The organism is Flocculibacter collagenilyticus (genome assembly GCF_016469335.1).
In the GTDB taxonomy this organism is placed as follows: Bacteria; Pseudomonadota; Gammaproteobacteria; order Enterobacterales; family Alteromonadaceae; genus Flocculibacter; species Flocculibacter collagenilyticus.
The window spans coordinates 235,207-256,826 of sequence record NZ_CP059888.1 but is presented as its reverse complement, the minus strand read 5'-3'; the positions used below and the strand labels follow the sequence as shown (position 1 = coordinate 256,826).

Genomic DNA, 21,620 nt, shown 5'->3' with positions numbered 1-21,620 from the left:
TGACATCTATTACGAATAACTCTAAGCGTATTGCCGTGTTAGCAGGCGACGGAATTGGCCCAGAAGTGATGGCTGCCACCTTGCCTGTGCTAAACGCCGTTGAGCAAGCGTTTGATTTCAAAATGCATCTTACTTTTGCTGATGTAGGCGGCGCGGCTATTGATAGTCATGGCAGTGCTTTACCAGCCAGCACCTTAGCGGTTTGCGAAGACAGCGATGCAATCTTATTTGGTGCGGTGGGTGGTGAAAAATGGCAGCATTTACCGCCTGAACAACAACCCGAGCGTGGTGCATTACTGCCTTTACGTAAGCATTTCGACCTATTTTGCAATATCCGCCCCGCTAAGCTGCACCCAACATTAATGAATGCCTCGCCTTTACGCAGTGACATTAGTGCAGCAGGTTTTGATGTACTGATTATGCGAGAGCTAACAGGTGGCATTTACTTTGGCGATAAAGGGCGTTTTACCAAGCCTTTAATAGGTGATCGGTCCGGTGCAACTGAAGCAGCAGCATTCGATACCCAACAATATCGCGAAAGCGAAATTACCCGCATTGCGCATTTGGCATTTCAAGCCGCACAGGCACGCAGCAAAACGAGGGGTAACAATGTTCAACGGCCAGCAAAGGTCACTTCTATCGATAAAGCCAATGTGCTTGCCACCAGCCAACTATGGCGAGAAACCGTTATTTCCGTAAGCCACGCTTACCCTGATGTGCAGGTCGAGCATTTATATATCGACAACGCCGTGATGCAACTAATCAAAGCCCCAAGCCAATTTGATGTTATTTTGGCTGATAACTTATTTGGTGACATTTTGTCTGACGAGTGCGCCATGATCACTGGCTCTATGGGGTTATTACCGTCTGCCAGTATTAATGCTAATGGTTTTGGTATGTACGAACCAGCTGGTGGCAGTGCGCCTGACATTGCAGGCAAAGGGATTGCTAACCCAATGGCACAAATATTAAGTGCCGCCATGATGCTACGCCATAGCCTTCAGCACCCCGAAGCAGCAAGCGCGATAGAGTCTGCTGTGGCACTGGCAATTAGCAACGGCATCACTACGCCAGATATCGCTGCCAGCCCAACCTGCCCCACTTTTTCCTGTCAACATGTGGGTGACACTATCGCTAACTATGTATTGCAAATTGCCCCCGTTCAAGCCACACAAACAGGGAGTACTGCTCATGCCTAATAACAAAATAAAACAACCACAAACGTTATACGACAAATTATGGCAACAGCATTGTGTTGCAAACATTAACCAAGCCACTCAGCTGTTATTTATCGACCGTCATTACATTCACGAAGTAACGTCTCCACAAGCATTTACAGGATTAAGACAAGCAAACCGTACCGTTCGCTACCCCAATAAAACCTTTGCCACTATGGATCATAACGTATCCACTAAGCACCGAAGTATCTCAGCCGCTAGCCCCGTGGCACAACAGCAGCTCACGGCGTTAGCCAATAATTGCCGCGACTTCGCTATTAAGCTGTTTGATTTAAACCATCCTGATCAGGGTATTGTGCACGTGATTGGCCCAGAACTTGGCTTAACCTTGCCAGGCATGACCATAGTATGCGGCGATTCACATACCTCTACACATGGTGCATTTGGTGCACTGGCTTTTGGTATTGGTACGTCTGAAGTTGAGCATGTTCTTGCTACTCAAACGTTACAGCAAAAAAAAGCGAAAAATTTAAAAATTGAAGTAACAGGGTCGTTAGCCGCTGGCGTTTCTGCTAAAGATCTTATTTTAGCCATTATTAAAAAGATGGGAACGGCGGGCGGTACTGGTTATGTAGCAGAGTTCTGCGGCGAAGCGATCCAAAGCATGTCGATGGAGTCGCGCATGACCTTGTGCAATATGAGCATAGAAATGGGCGCCAAAGCAGGCATCATTGCGCCCGATGTAACCACGTTCAATTATTTAAAAAACAAACGATATGCTCCAAAAGGTGACCTTTGGCAACAAGCTGTCGTGTATTGGCAATCGTTGCATTCTGACGCAAATGCACAGTTCGACAACATCGTCACCATTAATGCCAGCCACATTGCTCCGCAAGTGACTTGGGGCACTAGCCCAGAGCAAACGGTTAGCATCAATCAACTTATAACACCTGCCAACAATCAACAAAGCGCATTACATTACATGGCATTGCAACATAATCAATCGCTGATTGGCGTAAAAATAGATCGTGTATTTATTGGCTCCTGTACCAATAGCCGGATTGAAGATTTACGTCTCGCTGCCGAACAAGTCATCCGCTCACAACAAACAAAAGGACAACCTACCCAAGTAGCAAAGCATGTTAAGGCGATTGTAGTACCCGGTTCAATTGCTGTTAAGCAGCAAGCCGAACAAGAAGGGCTGGCAGGTATTTTTATTCAAGCAGGATTTGAATGGCGAGAACCCGGTTGCTCAATGTGCCTTGCAATGAATGACGATAGATTACAAGCTGGCGAGCGCTGCGCCTCTACCAGTAACCGTAATTTTGAAGGACGCCAAGGCACAGGTGGCAGAACACACTTAATGAGTCCTGCAATGGCAGCCGCCGCAGCAATGTATGGTCAATTAGTTAATATCCAGCAACTTTCTTCATTTTCTACTAACCATGGAGCTATTTCAGCATGAATCAAACAACATCTTTCGTCGCAGGGATTGTCGCCCCGCTTGATATTGCAAATGTTGATACTGATCAGATCATTCCTAAGCAATTTTTAACATCAGTCTCACGCGATGGCTTTGCCGATGCATTATTTTACGATTGGCGCTATCAGCAATCACACAACGACTCCGCTTCGGTGGAAGCAATTAACCACAATTTCGTACTTAATCGTGCATGTTACCGTAACGCCACTGTGTTACTTACTCGCGAAAACTTTGGCTGTGGCTCAAGCCGCGAGCATGCCGTGTGGGCACTGCAACAATATGGCTTTAAATGCATCATCGCACCCAGCTTTGCCGATATTTTTTACAGCAACGCAATCAATAACGGCTTGCTGCTTATTACGCTATCTACAAAGCAGATTAACGCCTTATTTAAGTTATGTGACACGCAAGCACTAAGCATCAACATTAACTTGGCTGATCAACAATTAATACCTGACAAACATCAATCGATTGCATTTAATATCAATACCGAGGTAAAAGAGCGCCTTCTCCATGGCATCGACTTTATTGGGATTGCAGAACAATACCAGCCTCAAATAGAACACTTTGTTGCTCATCAAGCGCAAAATCAGCCATGGTTACTCTAGCTCAGCAATAAAAATAACAAGAAAAGCCATAACTGATTGTTTATGGCTTTGTTATTTCACATATTCAGGCTAGCATTCAGTTAGAAAGCACATAACACAAAGAGTGAGTAGAAAAAGTACATGAGCACATGGTTTTACTGGTTTGATTTAATTGGTGTAGCGGTATTTGCCATCTCTGGCACCTTAATGGCGCACGAAAAAAAGATGGATGGCTTTGGCGTCATAGTACTTGCATCGGTTACCGCCATTGGTGGTGGCACCATTCGTGATGTTATATTAGATGTTCCCGTGTTTTGGGTGCAAGATCACACCTATTTAATCGCTATATTATGTGCCGCATTTATTACCATTTTATGGTTACGTATGCGAAGTTCGTTTCCTCATTCAATATTACTCATTGCCGACGCCATGGGTTTAGCCTTCTTCATGGCAATGGGCACACAAAAAGCCCTGTCACTTGGCGTCACCCCCTTTATCGCAGTCGTTATGGGAACCATCACAGGTGTATTTGGCGGTGTAATTCGCGATGTATTAGCCCGAGAAGTGCCATTAGTACTGCGCGGTGACCTCTACGCAACAACGTGTATAGCAGGTGGTATTGTATACACCCAATGTATTGCCTTTGATACAGGCTTCCCCATTGCTATGAGCGCAGGCATGACAGTCACATTACTACTCCGCTTCGCCGCAATCCGCTGGGACTGGTCGCTTCCCGTATTTAAATAAATTTAATTCCTGCTTAACTAATCATTAGTCGCCACCCGTTAAGCCGACTAATGATTAAATTAGGAAGTTACGTTACATTGCCTAAACACTTATGAATGTGCTCAAGGTTGAGACTCATTTTGCTGAGACTTAAGCAAATATTGCTTTCTTTTCTCATCACGCAACCGAAACTTTTCAACCAATGCTGGCGTTGAGAAATTTTTATGGAACAGTCGCTCTGAATCGATTGTTATTACATTTAAGTACTCCGCATCCTTGAGCCTAAAGGCGCTATAAGCTTTAAAAAACAACTGAGTATCATTTTCAAAGCCAGACTTATAGGGTTCAAAATCTATTGTTTTACGAAATATGATCACCTCTTTTGGTGCTAATTTATACCGATGGCGAGGTCTATTTTTTGGGTAACTAGGTTCATCAATCTCTATTTTTCTGCTCAAGTTAAGCCCTAGTTGGTTAAATATAATAATATTAAACTTAGGCGGCGATAAAGTTGAAAATTCAATAACGTCATCACTAATATTTTGCAGCTTAATTAAGAATGACAGTGTTTTACTATCAAAAGTCGCAGGAGCTTCCAGCTCAAGCCAAAAACGAATATGGCTTTTAACGTTAGATGAATCAATGTGGTGCTCTGCGAACGATGAGAAAGAGCAAAAGATAAGCGCTAACACACAAAGTAATAGATTAATTTTCATATCCTAACTCCTTATCGACAAGCACTAGGCTAGTCTGACTGTACCGCACGTTTGATGTCATTAATAACACTTCTTTCCGCTACCATTGTTTGTGCGTTCTCATGCCTTCATCTAGCCATAATTCAATTACTAACAGTTGGTAAAGTTTTTGGGGTCAAGATCACACCTACTTAATCACTATATTATGTGCCGCATTTACCACCACTTTATGGTTGTGTATGCGCAGTTCGTGTCCTCACTAAATATTACTCATTGCAGACGCAATGGGTTTAGCCTTTTTCATGGCAATGGGCACACAAAAAGCCTTATCGTTTGGTCTCACACACTTTATAGCTGTTAGGATGGGAACAATCACAGGCGTAGTATTTGGCGGAGCTATTCGCGATGAACAAGCCCCGAGAAGTACCGCTAGTGCTACGCTTCGCCGCAATCCCCTGGGACTAGTCGCTAGTGGTGCTTAAATAGATTTAATTCCAGCTTAATTAATAGTAACTTGGAAACCTAAAGCGCTCAGGGTTGTGCTTCATTTTATTTGGACTTGAGCAAATATTGCTTTCTTTTCTCATCACGCAACCGAAACTTTTCAACCAATGCTGGCGTTGAAAAATTTTTATGGAACAGTCGCTCTGAATCGATCGCTACCCCACGCTCTGCCCCCTTTATCCTTAAGGCACTAAATGCTTTGAAAAACAGTTGTGTGTCATCTGAAAAGTTAGACTTATAAAGCTCAAGATTAACTGCTCTACGAAAAGTAACCATTTCTTTTGGCGCTAATTTATAAGATTGACGGGGTTTATTTCTCGGGTAATTAACCTCTTGAGTCTCTACGTTTCTACTTAGGTTAAGTCCATCTTGATTAAATACAATAACCGTAAAATTAGGAGGCGATATAGTCGAATATTCAATAACGTCATCACTAATATTTTGCAGCTTAATTAAGAATGACAGTGTTTTACTATCAAAAGTCGCAGGTGCTTCCAGCTCAAGCAAAAAACGAATATGGCTTTTAACGTTAGGTGTATTCATACGTTGTGTAGCAAACGTGGAACATACACACACTGTAAAAAAGATCATACAAACTAATCGGTTGATTTTCATATAATCTCGTACTCAATTCTCCTAATAATTTAATCAAGTACTGCTTGTAAAATTACCTATTTTTATTCATCAATTACTCCATTGAGAATATAAAATTAGTCTGTAGCTATCTTGGATGCAAGGAAATCCAATGATTATTTATAAAAACAATCTATTTACAAACTGCCTAAAAGCAGATAAAAAGAAGTAACGGAATTTTTTAAGAATAAGGATATTATGTCGCTTGCCATTGTAAATAGTCGGGCGCGGGTCGGAATTGACGCGCCAGCTGTCACTGTTGAAGTTCATTTAGCTAACGGGTTACCTAGTTTTTCCATTGTCGGATTACCAGAAGCGTCTGTAAAAGAAGCGAAAGATCGAGTGCGTAGTGCACTTATCAATGCTCATTTTGAATTTCCAGCTAAACGGATTACCGTTAACCTCGCTCCCGCAGACTTGCCTAAAGAAGGCGGGCGATTCGACCTACCCATTGCGATTGGTATTTTAGCGGCCAGCGGACAAATTCCATTGTCGGTGTTAGCGGACTATGAGTTTTATGGTGAGTTGGCTCTATCGGGTGCGGTACGACCGATTATCGGAGAAATTCCTACCACCATGGCAGCCACTCAGGCTAATCGCACCTGTGTGTTACCTGCTGAGAATGCGCAGCGTGCTGCACTTGTTTCTAAAGCCAATATTTTAGCTGTCGACCATATTCACCCGCTCTTTGCTCACCTAAGCGGACAACAAGCCTTGCCTTTTTTTGAAACCGATTGCACGCCTAAAAACCTGCTTGATTCCACTTCATTTACACACACTGATTTACAAGATGTAATTGGCCAACCTATGGCAAAGCGGGCACTGGAAATTGCCGCAGCGGGTCAACATAACCTGTTATTTATTGGTCCTCCAGGAACAGGTAAGTCTATGTTAGCGCAGCGATTAACAAGCATTATGCCGGAAATGAGTGAAACAGAAGCATTACAAAGCGCTGCAATACATTCAGTATGTGGGCAAGATACTAATTTTGATAATTGGAAACAGCGACCTTTTCGCTCGCCTCACCACACTTGTTCTGCCGTTGCTTTAGTGGGTGGAAGTAGTAACCCGAAACCAGGTGAAATTAGCTTAGCTCACAACGGGGTATTATTTTTAGATGAGTTACCTGAATTTGACCGTAAGGTGTTAGACGTATTACGTGAGCCTATGGAAACAGGCTCTGTCACTATTTCAAGAGCAGCAAGGCAGGCTGACTTTCCTGCTCAGTTCCAACTTATTGCTGCAATGAATCCAAGTCCTACTGGCCATCACGATGATGGGCGCGCCAGCCCAGATCAAGTATTGCGATATTTAAATAAACTGTCTGGCCCTTTTCTAGACCGAATTGATCTACAACTTGATGTGCCTAGATTACCCAAAGGCGCCTTAACCCAAGCCCCCGAACGCGGTGAAACAAGCGCAGTGGTGAAACAGCGTGTCAAACAGGCGCGAGAATTGCAGTTAAATAGGGCTGGCAAAGTTAACGCGTTAATGACTAATCGGGATCTTGATTGTTACTGTAAATTACAACCTAGCGATGCACAATTTTTAGAAATGGCGTTAGAAAAATTGAACTTATCGGCACGTGCCTACCACAAAATACTAAAGGTGGCGCGTACCATTGCTGATTTACAAGGTGAAATCCATATTAATCGGCAACACCTATCAGAAGCACTGGGTTATCGCGCAATGGATCGGTTATTAAACAGTTTAAAGGCCGCATAAATAGGGATTAAGAGGTGTATTATGCAAATTGTATATAAATCTAAAATAGACTTATGGCTACTCGGTATTTTTTCCATTGTATTTTGTTTTACAGCATTTTTAGCGTGGAGTATCAGTAAATCATTTGAGCTTACCCCGATTAGCTTAATCATCAGTTATGTGGGTATCGGTATAATGAGTTTACTGTTGCCTGTGTGGTCATTAGTTCGCACTTATTATGTGATAGATGGTCAAAAGTTGTCGATATACAGTGGCCCTTTTCGCTGGCATATTGATACTCACACCATTATCACCATTGAGCCGAGCAAGTCTCTTTTGTCTGGCCCTGCGTTATCACTAGATCGTCTTGCTATTCGTTACGGCAATAACAAAACAATATTGGTCTCACCAAAAGATAAAGTATCCTTTATTGCGGAATTAGATAAACGGCGCTGATTAAAATAGCGAAAAGTAGTAACAATGCTCATCAGTTGTTGAAATGAAAATACAAAAATATTACCATTTTACAACAAAATGAAAGGTTTTATAGCAATTATGGACTCGTAGGACAAATTACTCAAAAGATTAGGCTTTATTGGACAAGGCTGGACTGAAAGCAAATTTATCTACAAACAGTTTTTCGGGAATGGAAAAGAAGCCAACGAAAAGTACATTAGGCTATATCCTCTCATGAAACAAACATTACAAAGCCATGGCTGGGAAGCAAAAGACTCACAAGCAATTCTCTTAACCCTATCCGATCTGGCCCCTTTCGGTGCTAAACAAAGAAACTTTAGAAAACGCTACGTCACTCCCAAAGATGGTTGGAAAAAGCTACCTAGAGATCCTAACGATATTCCTTATGGGCATTGGTACTGATGATAAAAAAGCTAGGGTGGATTGCACTACTCGTTATACTGTGCACGCTCACACTAAGTGATATTTATAGTGGGATGAGCGAACCTGATATTTTACAGCCTACACACCCAACATTCATGTCAGTTTTTATTCTTATAGGGGATCTTTTAAATATTATTGCATGTATCACTATCGTGTTGAGAAAGTATATTTTTAACCCCCGATTCTGGCAAGTAGCTCTCGCCTGCCAAATAACATTATTTATATTGGTTCACTACTATGAATTTACAGCAGGCGGTTATTCAACTAACGATATGTTAACTCTGTCAACTATTAGCTTTTGGACTGCTTTAGTACTCTTTTTACCCTTACTTAAATGCAGTTTTGATAAGTCCATAGCTAAAAATACAACACACTTATCACAAGGCTAGTAGTACCAAGTAATAGTAATGAAATTGGCTTCAAAGTCTGCACTTTCTGAATAACTTAGCAACCACTAAAGTGGCCATCGCTACAACGCAGAACTGCCCTGTGAGTTGTAATATAAGTTTTGGCCAAAAGTCGATTTCTTCTGTGAACAGAGATAACACCAAGTTACCGGGGAATAAGAAAAATGGGTAACTGGGCAGCCCACCTCCCCAAATTGTCCAATTGATAAAAGATATTATTGCGCCTACTCCAACTGCAACTAAGCCAACATAGAACGCAATGGTAAATATGCTTAATTGATTAAAATTCATTCTATTAAGCAACTTGTTTAAGCCTATTGATAAAGGTGAAGTGATCAGCCTTTATAGCTGATCTATTTTCTTAACGTAGTACGATAGTACGCTAGCATACACAATACACACGGGTACTATTGCACCTAGTAACCAAGCGTAGGCCTGTGTTATTGAGCCAAGCTTGCCACTAAACACTAACCCCATACCAAACCCAACGATTAACAGTACGATGGGCGACAATATCATCACCAATTTAAGTGTGCTTTTTATACTGTGTGTATTACTCTGAGTTACTGCTGATATCAAAATATACTTCCTCTTGTCTACTACTTCTGATTAAGACGCTGGCTCAAAGCCATGCTTATATTTTTCATTTGCTTTAAAAGCTTCTACTTCCAGTGGTGCTTTTTCATAACCCCACTGCGCTAAGTCCATTAAGTATTGAAATGCATACTCTGAAAATGAGTTTGCACGCTCAATTTGTTGAACATGTACTAGCTCATGAGCTAATTTTGGTAACGTGAAGTCTAAATCTTTTCGCACGTAAATTGAATATCCGAACGCTTGCGCTTCGTTACGTATCCCTTCTCCGATAAAGCCTAATGATAAGCCTAGCTGTTTTAATTGCTCGTTTTCGTACGGATAAGGAACTTCATCTACATAAACAATTCTCACTTTCTCAGGAGAGGTAATGCCTATTTCTTTTGCCAGTAAGATACCTTTTTCGTCAAGTGGCTTACCAATTTTCATTCCTTTCGCATCCGTTTGTATTGCCCATGTAATATATTGAGGCAATAACTTTTCGTACACCGCGTTATCATTGGCGTTAAGCTGCAATGATACTAACACTACGCTCATTAGCGCTATTAATTTAAACATGTTACTGATACATCCTTTATTTATTATTTTTGTGGCGATTCGCTTAGCCTTTAAATAAGTCGCCTAATTTATTTTTTAGCTTTTCTTCTAATTTTTCTTGTACTTTTTTAGTTGCTTTTTCCTTTAGCTTTTCAGTTTGTTCTTTTTTCACTTGCGCCACCAATGCGTTAAATACTTTTTTACCGATGGCTTTACCTAATTCAGCGGGCGGTAGTCCATTTGGTGTTCCCACACCTTCAACGGTAATCGGCGGTAATGTTTCTTGATACTCCTTTAAACCTAATGCAGTTAAATCCATGCGTAAGTCTACGTCTTTGATTGTGATGCGTTGAACCGCAACATTCGGGATTTTTACCCCGCTTTCTGTTTGCTGCTCTTGTTTTGGTGATTGTGCAACAAATGCATCAATGTTATTTTTTATCTCCATAATATTACTGCTACCATCTGCTTTTGCTTCCACAACCAGCCTTGGCGCAATAACTTCTAAATGTTCAACAATAACCGGTTCAAGACTATTAGTCGCTAAATCAAGTGATGTGCGATTCATTTCGAACACATGGCTTGCCTTATAACCCTGTGGATTAGCAATCTTCAACTCACCAATAGTGCCTTTACCTGCAATGATATCAATGTCGACACTGCCCACATTTACACTGGTTCCCATCACCTTCGAGCCTTGTACTTCTATTTGCTCTTTAATTAAACCGTTAATATCTATTTTGGGTAATACAAATGTCCATACTGCTACTGCGGCAGCTGCAAGCACTGCCAGTATTATGACTAGTTTTTTCATTATCAATTCCTATCGCTTATCCGTATTTCTTATACGTATTTCTTATCCGTACTACTTATCCATACTTAGGGTGGGTGAAATTAACGTTATATGTTGTTTGCATAGTATGAGTGATACCCGCTAACATTCAAATACAATAAGATAACTTATTTTTAGTCAAATACTGGATTAAGTTAACACTAAATCATCGCGATGAACCACCACACCAGCGCTACAATAGCCAAGATATGTGGCAATGTCTTGCGATTGCTTTCCTAAAATTTTATTGATTTCTGATGCAGAAAATTGACTAATACCACGGCCAATATTGTTACCACTTACAATATCCACTGCATCACCTTTTTCTATATTACCTTCACAGGCAACAATACCTGAACACAGTAATGAAGCCCCTTTGTTTAACAAGGCTTTACTTGCACCATCGTCGATATGAATTTTACCGGTTGCTTTCAAGGTATGTTTTAACCAATGCTTTTTAGCGCTTTGCTTTGGTGTTTGCGCTTTAAACCATGTTCCAATCAACTTATTTTGGCTTAACTGGTCAAACACATAACCATTTTCGCCATTCACTATCATGGTATTAATGCCGTTGGTTGTTGCTTTTTCAGCGGCCTGTATTTTGGTTTTCATGCCACCGGTAGCTAGCTTGTTAGTTGTGCCACCAGCTAATTGATGAATATCAGCTGTTACTTCATTAATAACCGGAATGAGTTGAGCATTTTTATCTTGCCGAGGATCTGCGTTATAAACCCCATCAATATCGCTGCATATAAATAACGCATCCGCTTCTGATACCAAGGCCACCAGCGCAGCCAGATTATCGTTATCACCTACTTTTAGCTCTTCCGTCGCTACTGAGTCATTTTCATTCACTATTGGTAATATATTGTTTGTTAGTAGCTCGCGTAGCGTATTTTTAATATTGACGTAACGACGGCGGTCACGCAGATCACCATGAGTGATCAGTATTTGGGCACAAGGAAAATCAAAAAAACGCGTCCAGTTAGCCATCATCATGGTTTGTCCAACCGCAGCCATGGCCTGCTTAGACGTTAGTGACGGAGGATGTCCACCTGTTGCAATGTGCTGCCTGCCCGCCGCAACGCTGCCCGAAGACACTAAAATCACCTCTTTTCCCTGATCGCGACTGTCAGTAATAAAGCGTGCAATAGGTAGCAAATATTTAGCACTTACTGACTTTCCATCTGGCGCAATTAATGCGCTACCAATTTTAATTACGGCTCGTTGCCAATTGCACAGTTCCATGCTTATCACTCATTTATTTGTATCGGTTGGGGGGTGTTGACCTTGCAACGTTAACACATCCTAGCCAGCTTACTGAATCACCGCCAAGCTGTCGAGCCATGTTATAGCGACAGGGTTATTACATCATGCTAGTTAACACAATATCAGCGCCCAACCATTATCATTTTAAAAAATATTCAATATTTTCAGAGTTTTTGGCAAGGCTGACATTCCACACCTACACTTCATTTCGATTAATAATTCATCTTTTTATCACACAAATGTAACACCAAGAAGATGAAATGTGCTTGAAAAACCAACAACAATAAAACGAGGACATAATGAAAAAACTTGCTGCTTTTGCGCTTCTCGCGTTTGCTTCTTCTAATGCCAATGCGTTTTCTCAGGAAACGCATAAACGCATTGTGATCGATGCCGTTGCATACATGCAACAACACCCTAACACTACACAGTTTGCAAAGTTGGAAGCTTACGCTAACCAACTAGGCTTGTCGGTTGCGGGTCTAGGTGAGTTACTTGGCCAGTCGGCTTATGATGTTGATGACTTTGAAGATACATTCCTATGCGGAGCCATTACAGGGTCTTGCGTGCAAGCACCAGTGTGGGGCTTAGCGGAAAGTATTGTTAAGTACACAAGTTATTGGCATTTCCAAAATCACACTCAAGGTCCAGACGTACATGGCAACGACTTTGGTGGCTATAATTACGACAAACTTACCGTGTGGGGCACTGTTGATAACATTGCAGCAGGTTGGCTTAAAGGTGATTACTTAGACGACGGCAACGGCGGCGAAACAGGCTGGTTTGGTAGTGACTCATCAAAATACAATACTTACGGCGTAACGGAAGCAAAATACCGCATTGGCAGCCATTCATCTTACAACATGTACGATGATTTTGAAGAAATGCCATTTCAGCCCATCGACAACCTTGGGCAATATTGGTATCAAAGTTATTTAGATACTGGCAATCCTCAAGTGCTTGGCTTTGTATTTCATACCACTGATCTCCTTCAACCTCATCACACTTGGACTACATCTGCGCTAAACCACAGTAGTTGGGAAAGTTGGGTTAAAGACTATTACGACCAAGAGCAACTTAACAATGGCGAGCTTGTGACCGCTGCATTAGGTAGCTTCACCCCTATTGATAAAAATAGCCACGATATTAGGCCAATACTGACCGAAGGCGGCGCATTCTCGTATTCTCAAGGCGGTATCGTTCTTAATTCTAAAGACCACTATGATCGTGTAAACACTGCAAAAGCTGTGGTGCCACATGCGATAGCAATGGTTGTTCACATTCTGAATCACGCAATGGAACAGCGTTAATGATGTGGCTTAAACTTATTGTGGCAAGCATTTTATGCTTGCCTCTTTCACTGATAGCGCAAAATTTTAGTGACGCTGAAATCACATTAATAATGCAGCGCTATAAAGATAATAACCAATCGGTTCAACCACACGCGCACGGTGTTGCACATACAGGGTCACATCAACCGCATAAAATAGATAAAGAAACCGTGCGTTACCAGCTTCTCGAAAACCAATTTTTACTGGCGGAAGCCAAACGATTATCACCTAAGATACTCATCAGACAAACTTCTGTTGGCTTTACCAACGCGTACCATGTTCGCCGATACGTATTAGATCTGCTCAATGCCGCCAATATTAAAGTGACTGCTACCCCGCCAAGTGCTCAAGCTATTAACACCACTCTTGGTTTATCAACAAGTAAACAATTAACTACGCTCTTAGGTGCATATCCACATGCAGGCAGCTTGTCACATCCTATTGAAACTAAGCTTAAGCATATTGAGCTTGCTCCATTAATTACTCGCGCCCCACACGAAACAAGGCTGTCACTGTTCGACATTTACGACAGTTTATCCATGCAAAGTCGTTTTCGTTTACATCAAGGCGATCTGAGTTTATTGCAAAATGAAATTATAAAACGGCATCGTTATCAGCAAGTAACGCAAGCAGCCCAAAAGAAATTAAAAATGCTAAATATCAGCTTAACGAACTTAGAAGTGATTGCGCTTGGTGACATTTTGCGACCAACCATGCTAGGTATGCTAGGCGTAACCCATGTGATGCATGGTGAAAGCCCAATTTTGGAAACATTAGAACAGCAAGTGAGTGCCGCGCAAATTCAACAATATTATGCTCGTCATAAAGAGGAGTTTCGTTATATAGATAATATCGCCGCTCATGCCATTATTTTTGATAAACGCAGCGAAGCCGTTGAATTTCAACAGCACGCGAAAAGCACTAATATTGCTGATGCGTTTAAACATAAAACGGCTTCATCGAATTTGCACGATATGTTCGCCCCTTATAATAATCGACTAACACGTGCGCACCACCAAGACTGGGCTGCGTCAGTCGTGTTTACTTTACCTGAGCATACGTTATCGCAACCTATGCGAACTCCCAGCGGTAAATGGTTAGTGGCTTATACTGGCGACAAACAGCTGAAGTACTTTGCTGCCAATCATGAAACCGTTACCTACCAAGCCAAAAAAGAGGTCGCTAAGCACCTTGCAAAAACCCAATATAGTAACAGGTTGAATCAATGGCTAAAAAACAACCAAGCATAATGCGCAAGCGCACTAAACGTATTCAAGCCTGTGTAATCGTCGTCAGCGCTGTTGCGCTGGCTGGATATTATGCTGCTGAATCTCACATGAGTACGAGCCACACAACTACCGAGCACATTGCTTTTGAAGATACGCAGCCCAACTCAGATCAAGAACAACACATAACTAAAAACGCAGTAGCCGCTAAGCCATTACTAACACACTTAAGCACAACACAGCCTGACTGGCACATACCTCATGATCAAGTAGAGGAAGAGTTAAAACAAGAAAAGCCCCGTGCTGAACAAGCACCGCTTAAGCCCATTAAAGAACCTGACTACGTACCACCCATTGCAGAAAATCGAACAACTCAACCTCATTATACTGGCGATTTAAACGATTATGACGCATATAACGAATTTCAAACCAATCGCGAGAAAGCATTAAAACAAGCATTTGCCAAAGCGGCACATAATAAAGTGAATACATTAAACGAATGGTTGGTAAGAGGAAAGCAAGCTAACTTATCAGAAGAGCAAATCAAATTTGCTGAAGAAAAAATAGCAACACTACAAAGGCTTGCAAAGCAAATGGAAGAAGAGGCCACGCAAATAAATTAAAACGCATAAACACAGCTTCTACGTCATTGCATTTACCGACTATATTTATAGGCAGATTAAAATATTTTCCGAATTTAGGTAGATGATTAATGGCGAACACCACGTTAACGTCAATCATTCGGTGAACGAGCGAGGCACACCTCAATGCCTGAATTGCGTTCCATTGGCAACGTGCAGGTTGATCCTAGTACCAACCAAATATGGATAGAGGGAGATCCTAAACACTTACCTCCTAAACAAATGGATTTATTGCTGTTTTTTATGGATCATCCTGACCAAGTGATTAGTCACGACGAGTTGCTAGAAGCATTATGGCCGGGTAGATATGGAGCGGATGAATCTTTATTTCGTGCGATCTCTAATTTACGCAAATTACTGGGGCAATCTAAAAACAGTGGTGTACAGTATATCGAGACTATTCCAAAGCGTGGTTATCGGCTTTGTCAGCCAGTCTCAAATAGCATAATAGATTCGCCCACTCATTCCACTGATAGTATTACAACCCTGTCATCACAAGCCCACGCTGTTAATATTGATAAGCCAAATATTGACAATAATGATAAACAAACTGACGGCTATACTAAACAACTCGCGCCTGAAATAGAGGCGAGCGATCTTAATTCAGAACAAAATGATGAAAGCCATAGCACCTACCGCACTAATACGCTTCGCAACACCTTAATATTAGCCAGCATAATGGGTGTGTTTTTTATTATTTGGCTAATTCCCTTTGATATTTTGTGGAAAAGTAGTTCACATGAAACCTCAGCACCGCCTACGTCTATTGCAGTACTGCCCTTTGAAAATTTTACCAATAATGAAGAACTAGATATTTTAGGCGACGGACTTGCTGAAGAGGTATTAAATGAACTAATACGTTTCCCGCAATTAAAAGTAGCCGCACGAACATCGTCATTCTACTTTAAAGATAACCCCAATACGGTTCAGGATATTGGCGACATCCTAAACGTTCATTATGTATTAGACGGCAGCATTCGAAGTAATAGTGGCAATGTTAGCGTAGCAATTCAGCTTATCAACACTCAAACAGGCTATCATGAGTGGTCGCAATTATTTGATTTTAATATTGATAACTTACATAACATTCAACATGTTATTGCGCAACACGTTGTTGAACAGGTTGGCTATAAGCGAGATAAGAGTAAAACGAATCAATTAGCTGAACATACAACGCAACCGAGTGCAGTTGATTCAAGTAGCCCAACGCCAGACCCTCACGCCTATGCCGAGTATATTTCTGGCAAGCAAAAGTTTAATAGCTTTAATATTCGATTACTTTTCAGTGCAAGAAAGCATTTTGAAGAAGCAATAAGCATTGATAATGATTTTGTTGATGCCCATATTGCCCTTGCCAATGTACTCACCAAAATGGCAGCGTGGGGGTTAATTTCTCACGACAGTGCGTTTATTCGCGCAAAACAGCACTTGGCTATTGCCGAGCCAAATAGCCAGAACAATCCCGACTACTGGTTTGCGCATGGCTTTTTGATGAAACCAAAGTACCTTGTTAAAAAAAATACTGATGCTCCCGCTGCCATTAAATATTTTAAAAAAGCATTGAGCCTTAACCCAAACCACTACGACTCTCTCTTTTGGTACGGCGCTCTTAGCCGCGATATGCGCGATTACACTACTGCCATTCGTTTATTAAACAAAGCGGTTGAGTTTGATCCGCTATCCCATGCATTACATAGCGTACTCATCTCTACGTATGTCAGAATTGGACAATTTCAACTCGCTGAACAAACCAGTAAAAAAATTATCAAACTTGTGCCAGAAATGGCTGGCGGCTATGAAGGCTTAGCCTTAGTTAAATTTCATCAAGGTGAAATTTTAGCTGCCGATCAATTAGTACATACGTGCCTCACTAAAGATTTACAATATTTAAACTGCTGGGATCGCCTGCTCGATATTTATACCGCGGTGGAAGATATTGAAAGCATTCATCAAATACTCGATCTAATCGGTATTCTTTCACCTGCATTAGCCAAGCCTATGATTATTATGAAAGCACTTTATGCGGGTGATATAAATAGTGCTGTAATCATGCTTGAAACCATTAATGAGGACGATCTAGCGCTGCCTTTCATCAGCCCTATTTTAGTTGCAACTGTTGCGTTAGCACCGCAAAGTCGAGTAACACACCTACAACCCTTAGCTGATAATGCGCTCTCTTATATTAATGCTAATCACCGTCCACTTTTTGCTGCGCTATTTGCTGAGCAAAAAGGTAACCATCAACGTGCAACACAGCTCTTAAATCAGTTTATCCGCGATATTGATAAACAAGCTTATCAGCCACTTGCGATGAAGTTTAATAAAGCGCAAGCATTAACAATGTTAGGACAGCAGCAACAAGCCATTCAACTACTAAGTAAGCTGTACACTCACACTAAACCCATTGCATATGCTGAACCTTACGAACGTCCCATGTTTTTCACTTCACAGAGTCCTTTTTTAAATGAACTAAAAAGCCATCCTGACTACGCAGCTTTATTAGCGGTTAAAAACAAAAGTGATGCCCACACCCGCCGCTTACTGAATCAACAAAGAAAAAACCAGACGATGCCATTTAATTTGGCACCGTCTGCCAATACAATGAATGGTTTTTAAGTCTTACACTCTGGCGTCAATTTCACATTCACAGGCTCTGTTTTCGAAAAGTACGTCCACATCATACAGTCACTATAAATAACATAAGCATAATTTTGATTATTATTCACTAAATTCGCATGACCACTTGTACTTATCCCTGTACGCGTATTTAGTATCGAAACATGAAGTAATATAGTCACTATGGATAAAACTATCAGCCCGATCTTAATTTGTTCCTTGTGTGCTCCTATCCTTGAAAACACCGCTAATATATTGTGTATATAAATACGGCTAATTAACCTGTCCATTTTATTTCCCTATGCTACATACCATTACCATAATTGGTATGTTCAAGCTTAACGCTGTTACTCAATTTGCACCTGAATATTATTAGAAAACAAACTGACTAGTAGCTAATCTTGTACTGAATTTAACCTCCCTTTTTTCTCCACGGATTACATTGCATGCCGATTCAACAACTTGAGTACATTTAAGCCACAATCATTACTAAAAAAACGATCCTGATCTTACTCAATGCTCACATTAGTTAAATTTCTACTATACTTATTGCACGTAGAGTTTCATGTAGCATATAACGCGAGACGAATACTCGAAGTAGTTAGATGTATAAGGGTATGAACCGCATTGCCATTTAAGATGAGGGTAAAGCAATGGTGGATATAGCAGCTGGTGTGCCAGACCTGAGGACGTCGACATCACTCCCAAACGATACACGTATTGCAGTACGCAGGCCAAATGAAGTGGTAGGCGCTGATGAGAATAATCCTAGCCCGATTAATGCACGAATCGATCAGGAACGTTTTGCAGTAAAAGTGGCTGACAACACGACAAACGATCCCAACGCCACACCGGGGATTAATCAGGGTGATCCCGACCCAACGTTTCGGTTTGTAAGTGGTGAGGCTGATAGTAATTTAGTTAATCCCGGACTTACGCCACGAAATGTGCAAGCAGTTATCGCGGTAGAAACGGCTGAAACAGAAGGCGCTCAACGTACTTTATCTAATTTGATTGATAGGCAAGAGGCGCGACCAGTTGGAAACGAAACACTGAATACAACCAACAATGTTACGGATAGATTTATTACACAAGAATCGCTAGATAAAGATGCAGTGGTCAGCGGGCAGTTGTTTAATCAGTTAGCGTAATTTCAACAGCAACAATTTAGCGTTGTACAAGCGGGAATGCATTGCAAACTGCATATTAGTCTACATAATGTAGATTCACCCTACGGGTGATGTTACAAATCAGTTGATATGCAATCGTTCCTGCTTTTTCCGCAACAACCTCTATTGGCAATTCCGCCCCCCAGAGTAAAACTTCATCACCAATTTTGTCGTGGCTTTGCTTGCCTAAATCAACCGTGATCATATCCATCGACACTCGCCCCACTAAAGGCACTTGTCGACCGTTAACCAATACTGGTGTGCCATTGGGGGCATGGCGCGGATAGCCATCTCCATAACCTATTGCCACCACGCCAATAAAAGTTTCATCATGGCTTCGCCACGCAGAGCCATAGCCAACCGCTTCATCTTTTTTTATTTTACGCACGGCAATCAGCTTGGACTTCATCGCCATCGCTGGCTGCAAACCATATTTTTGTCCAATATGCTCTGCCACAGGCGAAATGCCATAAAGCATAATTCCCGGCCTCACCCAGTTGTGATGTGAGCTTGGATAGTTAACAACAGCAGCAGAATTTGCTAACGACAGCAATGGTGGTGCAGCACTGTGGGTTGTATCAGCCATACAGCCATCAAACACCTGCATCTGTTGCTGATTAAACGGATTGTCATGTTCATCAGCACAAGCGAAGTGGCTCATCACCACAATAGGCTTAAGAACGTTAGGGCTGTTTACCAATGTACGATAAAAGTGCTCAAACTGTTCGGGTTCAATGCCTAACCGATGCATACCCGTATCAATCTTTAGCCAGACTTTTATCGGTTTTCTTAGCTTACTATATACTATGGCATCTAATTGATGTTGGTTTTGCACCACGGTTTCAAAGCCATACTCAACTAAGTCGTAAACTTCTTCAGCCTCAAAAAAGCCTTCCATCAATACCACAGACTTAGTAATGCCCTGCTCGCGTAATCTTAACGCCTCACCAATACGCGCCACGCCAAAGGCATCTGCATTATCTAAATGCTTTGCCGTACGGCTCATACCGTGGCCATAGGCATTCGCTTTAAGTACCGCCAGTACTTGCGAATGCGGCGCGAATGCTCTAACACGAGCTAAATTATGCTGCAGTGCACTAACGCTAATTTCGGCCGTTGCAGAAATCAAACCTGTGGCACTCTTAATATTACTATCACCGCTTATTCACCTGTCACCTTATTCACCATAGTCGAATGAGTTACCCGCGTAATTATCAAAACGCGAGAACTTGCCTTGGAAAGTCAGCGGCAATTTTCCAATAGGCCCATTACGTTGCTTACCAATTATAATTTCAGCGACGTTGCGGTTTTCTTCTGTCGTATCGTGATATACCTCGTCACGATAAATAAACATAATTAAGTCGGCGTCTTGCTCGATTGAGCCTGATTCACGTAAATCCGAGTTAACCGGGCGCTTATCCGCTCGTTGCTCCAATGAACGGTTTAGCTGCGACAGCGCCACGACTGGGCATTCTAATTCTTTGGCTAAGGCTTTTAATGAACGCGAAATTTCTGCAATTTCTAATGTTCTATTTTCTGAAAACTCAGGCACTTTCATTAACTGCAAGTAGTCGACCATGATCATGCTGATACCACCATGATCTCGTGCCACTCTGCGTGCACGCGAGCGAACTTCAGTAGGTGTTAAGCCCGCCGAATCATCGATATACATTTTCGCTTTTTCTGACATAAGGCCCATGGTTGAAGACAACCTTGCCCAATCTTCATCATCCAAGGCACCGGTACGTACTTTTGTTTGGTCAATACGACCTAATGACGCCAACATACGCATCATGATTTGTTCTGACGGCATTTCTAGTGAGAAAATGAGCACTGGTTTGTCTTGCGTTAGTGCTGCGTTTTCACACAAGTTCATCGCAAACGTTGTTTTACCCATTGAAGGACGCGCGGCAACAATAACTAAATCAGATGACTGTAATCCTGCAGTCATCTTGTCTAAGTCAGTGTAACCTGTAGACACCCCTGTCACACCGTCTTGCGGTAAACGCATTAGTTCTTCTATTTTATCAACGGTTTTCTCAAGAATTTTTAAAACTGACTCAGGCCCTTCATCAGATTTAGAGCGTTGCTCAGCAATTTTAAATACCTTGCTTTCAGCAAAGTCTAGTAATTCAGTTGCAGATCGGCCTTCAGGTTGAAAACACGTATTAGAAATATCATTTACGGCCCCCAGCAGTTCACGAATAATCGCTTTATCACGAACAATCTCAGCATAGGCCCTTACATTCGCAGCACTAGGTGTATTTTTCGCTATTTCACCTAAATACCCAAAACCACCGGCCTTTTCTAGATCGTTATTTTTCTCTAACTCTTCCGTAACCGTGATCAAATCTAATGGCTGATTCGTTGCCATTAAGCGTTCCATCGCAGAAAAAGCAGTTTTGTGTGCTAAAGAATAAAAATCTTTCGCAACCACAGTACCCGCAACAATATCCCACGCTTCATTGTTCAGCATAAGACCGCCTAAGACAGACTGCTCAGCTTCCAACGAATTTGGAGGAACTTTTAAAGACTCAATGTCTCTTTCTTTTTTCGCCATGCTTTTAAACACCTAATGGACATGCGCC

The 21,620-nt window shown here is 41.7% G+C and carries 22 protein-coding genes; 13 read left to right on the top strand and 9 right to left on the bottom strand.

All coding sequences use genetic code 11. From position 1 onward, the window contains the following. Nucleotides 1-8 precede the first annotated feature (8 nt). The 4 genes from leuB to HUU81_RS01175 all read left to right on the top strand — a co-directional run bounded on the left by leuB (nt 9) and on the right by HUU81_RS01175 (nt 3,995). Nucleotides 9-1,199, top strand: a complete 1,191-nt coding sequence (gene leuB, locus HUU81_RS01190; RefSeq protein WP_407644841.1) for a 3-isopropylmalate dehydrogenase — start codon at nt 9-11, stop codon at nt 1,197-1,199. Further along, nucleotides 1,192-2,643 (top strand): 3-isopropylmalate dehydratase large subunit, encoded by a 1,452-nt coding sequence (leuC, locus tag HUU81_RS01185; protein ID WP_199610449.1) that lies wholly within the window; start codon nt 1,192-1,194, stop codon nt 2,641-2,643. Before leuB ends, leuC begins: the two co-directional genes overlap by 8 nt. Next, nucleotides 2,640-3,269: a 3-isopropylmalate dehydratase small subunit gene (gene leuD, locus HUU81_RS01180; protein WP_199610447.1), complete on the top strand. Its 630-nt coding sequence runs from the start codon at nt 2,640-2,642 to the stop codon at nt 3,267-3,269. The genes leuC and leuD overlap by 4 nt, the downstream gene beginning before the upstream one ends. A gap of 120 nt (nt 3,270-3,389) precedes the next feature. Next, nucleotides 3,390-3,995 carry a trimeric intracellular cation channel family protein gene (locus tag HUU81_RS01175; protein WP_199610445.1) on the top strand — a complete coding sequence of 202 codons (606 nt, stop codon included), beginning with the start codon at nt 3,390-3,392 and terminating at the stop codon, nt 3,993-3,995. A 101-nt stretch (nt 3,996-4,096) separates the two neighbouring features. On the opposite strand, the gene HUU81_RS01170 is transcribed toward HUU81_RS01175, so the two are convergent. Then, complete coding sequence (locus HUU81_RS01170) at nt 4,097-4,690, bottom strand: hypothetical protein (RefSeq protein WP_199610444.1); 594 nt, start codon at nt 4,688-4,690, stop codon at nt 4,097-4,099. Nucleotides 4,691-4,953: 263 nt separating this feature from the next. On the opposite strand from HUU81_RS01170, the gene HUU81_RS01165 reads away from it, so the two are divergent. Beyond that, nucleotides 4,954-5,151: a TRIC cation channel family protein gene (locus HUU81_RS01165; protein ID WP_199610442.1), complete on the top strand. Its 198-nt coding sequence runs from the start codon at nt 4,954-4,956 to the stop codon at nt 5,149-5,151. A gap of 67 nt (nt 5,152-5,218) precedes the next feature. Here the strand turns inward: HUU81_RS01165 and HUU81_RS01160 are convergent, their stop codons facing one another. After that, nucleotides 5,219-5,788: a hypothetical protein gene (locus HUU81_RS01160; RefSeq protein ID WP_199610440.1), complete on the bottom strand. Its 570-nt coding sequence runs from the start codon at nt 5,786-5,788 to the stop codon at nt 5,219-5,221. A 216-nt stretch (nt 5,789-6,004) separates the two neighbouring features. Between HUU81_RS01160 and HUU81_RS01155 the strand changes: the two genes are divergently transcribed. The 3 genes from HUU81_RS01155 (at nt 6,005) to HUU81_RS01145 (ending at nt 8,389) form a co-directional block, all read left to right on the top strand. Beyond that, complete coding sequence (locus tag HUU81_RS01155; protein ID WP_199610438.1) at nt 6,005-7,531, top strand: YifB family Mg chelatase-like AAA ATPase; 1,527 nt, start codon at nt 6,005-6,007, stop codon at nt 7,529-7,531. A gap of 21 nt (nt 7,532-7,552) precedes the next feature. Continuing rightward, nucleotides 7,553-7,966: a PH domain-containing protein gene (locus tag HUU81_RS01150; RefSeq protein ID WP_199610436.1), complete on the top strand. Its 414-nt coding sequence runs from the start codon at nt 7,553-7,555 to the stop codon at nt 7,964-7,966. Nucleotides 7,967-8,200: 234 nt separating this feature from the next. Further along, a complete protein-coding gene (locus tag HUU81_RS01145) occupies nt 8,201-8,389 on the top strand; it encodes a hypothetical protein (protein WP_199610434.1) in 189 nt (62 codons plus the stop codon). A gap of 440 nt (nt 8,390-8,829) precedes the next feature. On the opposite strand, the gene HUU81_RS01140 is transcribed toward HUU81_RS01145, so the two are convergent. The 5 genes from HUU81_RS01140 to proB form a co-directional block, all read right to left on the bottom strand. Continuing rightward, the gene (locus tag HUU81_RS01140; RefSeq protein WP_199610432.1) at nt 8,830-9,108 is read right to left on the bottom strand and encodes a hypothetical protein; all 279 of its coding nucleotides are present in this window, start codon (nt 9,106-9,108) and stop codon (nt 8,830-8,832) included. A gap of 51 nt (nt 9,109-9,159) precedes the next feature. After that, complete coding sequence (locus tag HUU81_RS01135) at nt 9,160-9,396, bottom strand: hypothetical protein (protein WP_199610431.1); 237 nt, start codon at nt 9,394-9,396, stop codon at nt 9,160-9,162. 30 nt (nt 9,397-9,426) lie between these two features. Then, nucleotides 9,427-9,969, bottom strand: coding sequence for a hypothetical protein (locus HUU81_RS01130; protein WP_199610429.1), 543 nt, complete (start codon nt 9,967-9,969; stop codon nt 9,427-9,429). Nucleotides 9,970-10,012: 43 nt separating this feature from the next. Further along, a complete protein-coding gene (locus HUU81_RS01125) occupies nt 10,013-10,762 on the bottom strand; it encodes an AsmA family protein (RefSeq protein WP_199610427.1) in 750 nt (249 codons plus the stop codon). 168 nt (nt 10,763-10,930) lie between these two features. Next, on the bottom strand, nt 10,931-12,028 hold the full coding sequence (gene proB / locus HUU81_RS01120) for a glutamate 5-kinase (RefSeq protein WP_199610426.1): 1,098 nt from the start codon (nt 12,026-12,028) through the stop codon (nt 10,931-10,933). Between the two features lie 320 nt (nt 12,029-12,348). Here proB and HUU81_RS01115 point away from each other — a divergent pair, with 320 nt between their 5' ends. The 5 genes from HUU81_RS01115 (at nt 12,349) to HUU81_RS01095 (ending at nt 19,014) form a co-directional block, all read left to right on the top strand. Next, complete coding sequence (locus HUU81_RS01115) at nt 12,349-13,359, top strand: phospholipase C/P1 nuclease family protein (protein ID WP_199610425.1); 1,011 nt, start codon at nt 12,349-12,351, stop codon at nt 13,357-13,359. Then, the gene (locus HUU81_RS01110) at nt 13,359-14,630 is read left to right on the top strand and encodes a hypothetical protein (protein WP_199610424.1); all 1,272 of its coding nucleotides are present in this window, start codon (nt 13,359-13,361) and stop codon (nt 14,628-14,630) included. Before HUU81_RS01115 ends, HUU81_RS01110 begins: the two co-directional genes overlap by 1 nt. Then, a complete protein-coding gene (locus HUU81_RS01105) occupies nt 14,606-15,229 on the top strand; it encodes a hypothetical protein (RefSeq protein ID WP_199610423.1) in 624 nt (207 codons plus the stop codon). The genes HUU81_RS01110 and HUU81_RS01105 overlap by 25 nt, the downstream gene beginning before the upstream one ends. A gap of 144 nt (nt 15,230-15,373) precedes the next feature. After that, nucleotides 15,374-17,863 (top strand): winged helix-turn-helix domain-containing protein, encoded by a 2,490-nt coding sequence (locus HUU81_RS01100; protein ID WP_199610422.1) that lies wholly within the window; start codon nt 15,374-15,376, stop codon nt 17,861-17,863. Nucleotides 17,864-18,516: 653 nt separating this feature from the next. Further along, nucleotides 18,517-19,014, top strand: coding sequence for a hypothetical protein (locus tag HUU81_RS01095; protein WP_199610420.1), 498 nt, complete (start codon nt 18,517-18,519; stop codon nt 19,012-19,014). A 55-nt stretch (nt 19,015-19,069) separates the two neighbouring features. Here HUU81_RS01095 and alr read toward each other — a convergent pair whose 3' ends face one another. Both alr and dnaB read right to left on the bottom strand, forming a co-directional pair. Further along, a complete protein-coding gene (gene alr, locus HUU81_RS01090) occupies nt 19,070-20,161 on the bottom strand; it encodes an alanine racemase (RefSeq protein WP_199610419.1) in 1,092 nt (363 codons plus the stop codon). Between the two features lie 48 nt (nt 20,162-20,209). Beyond that, nucleotides 20,210-21,592 (bottom strand): replicative DNA helicase, encoded by a 1,383-nt coding sequence (gene dnaB, locus HUU81_RS01085; protein ID WP_199610417.1) that lies wholly within the window; start codon nt 21,590-21,592, stop codon nt 20,210-20,212. Between the last annotated feature and the right edge of the window lie 28 nt (nt 21,593-21,620).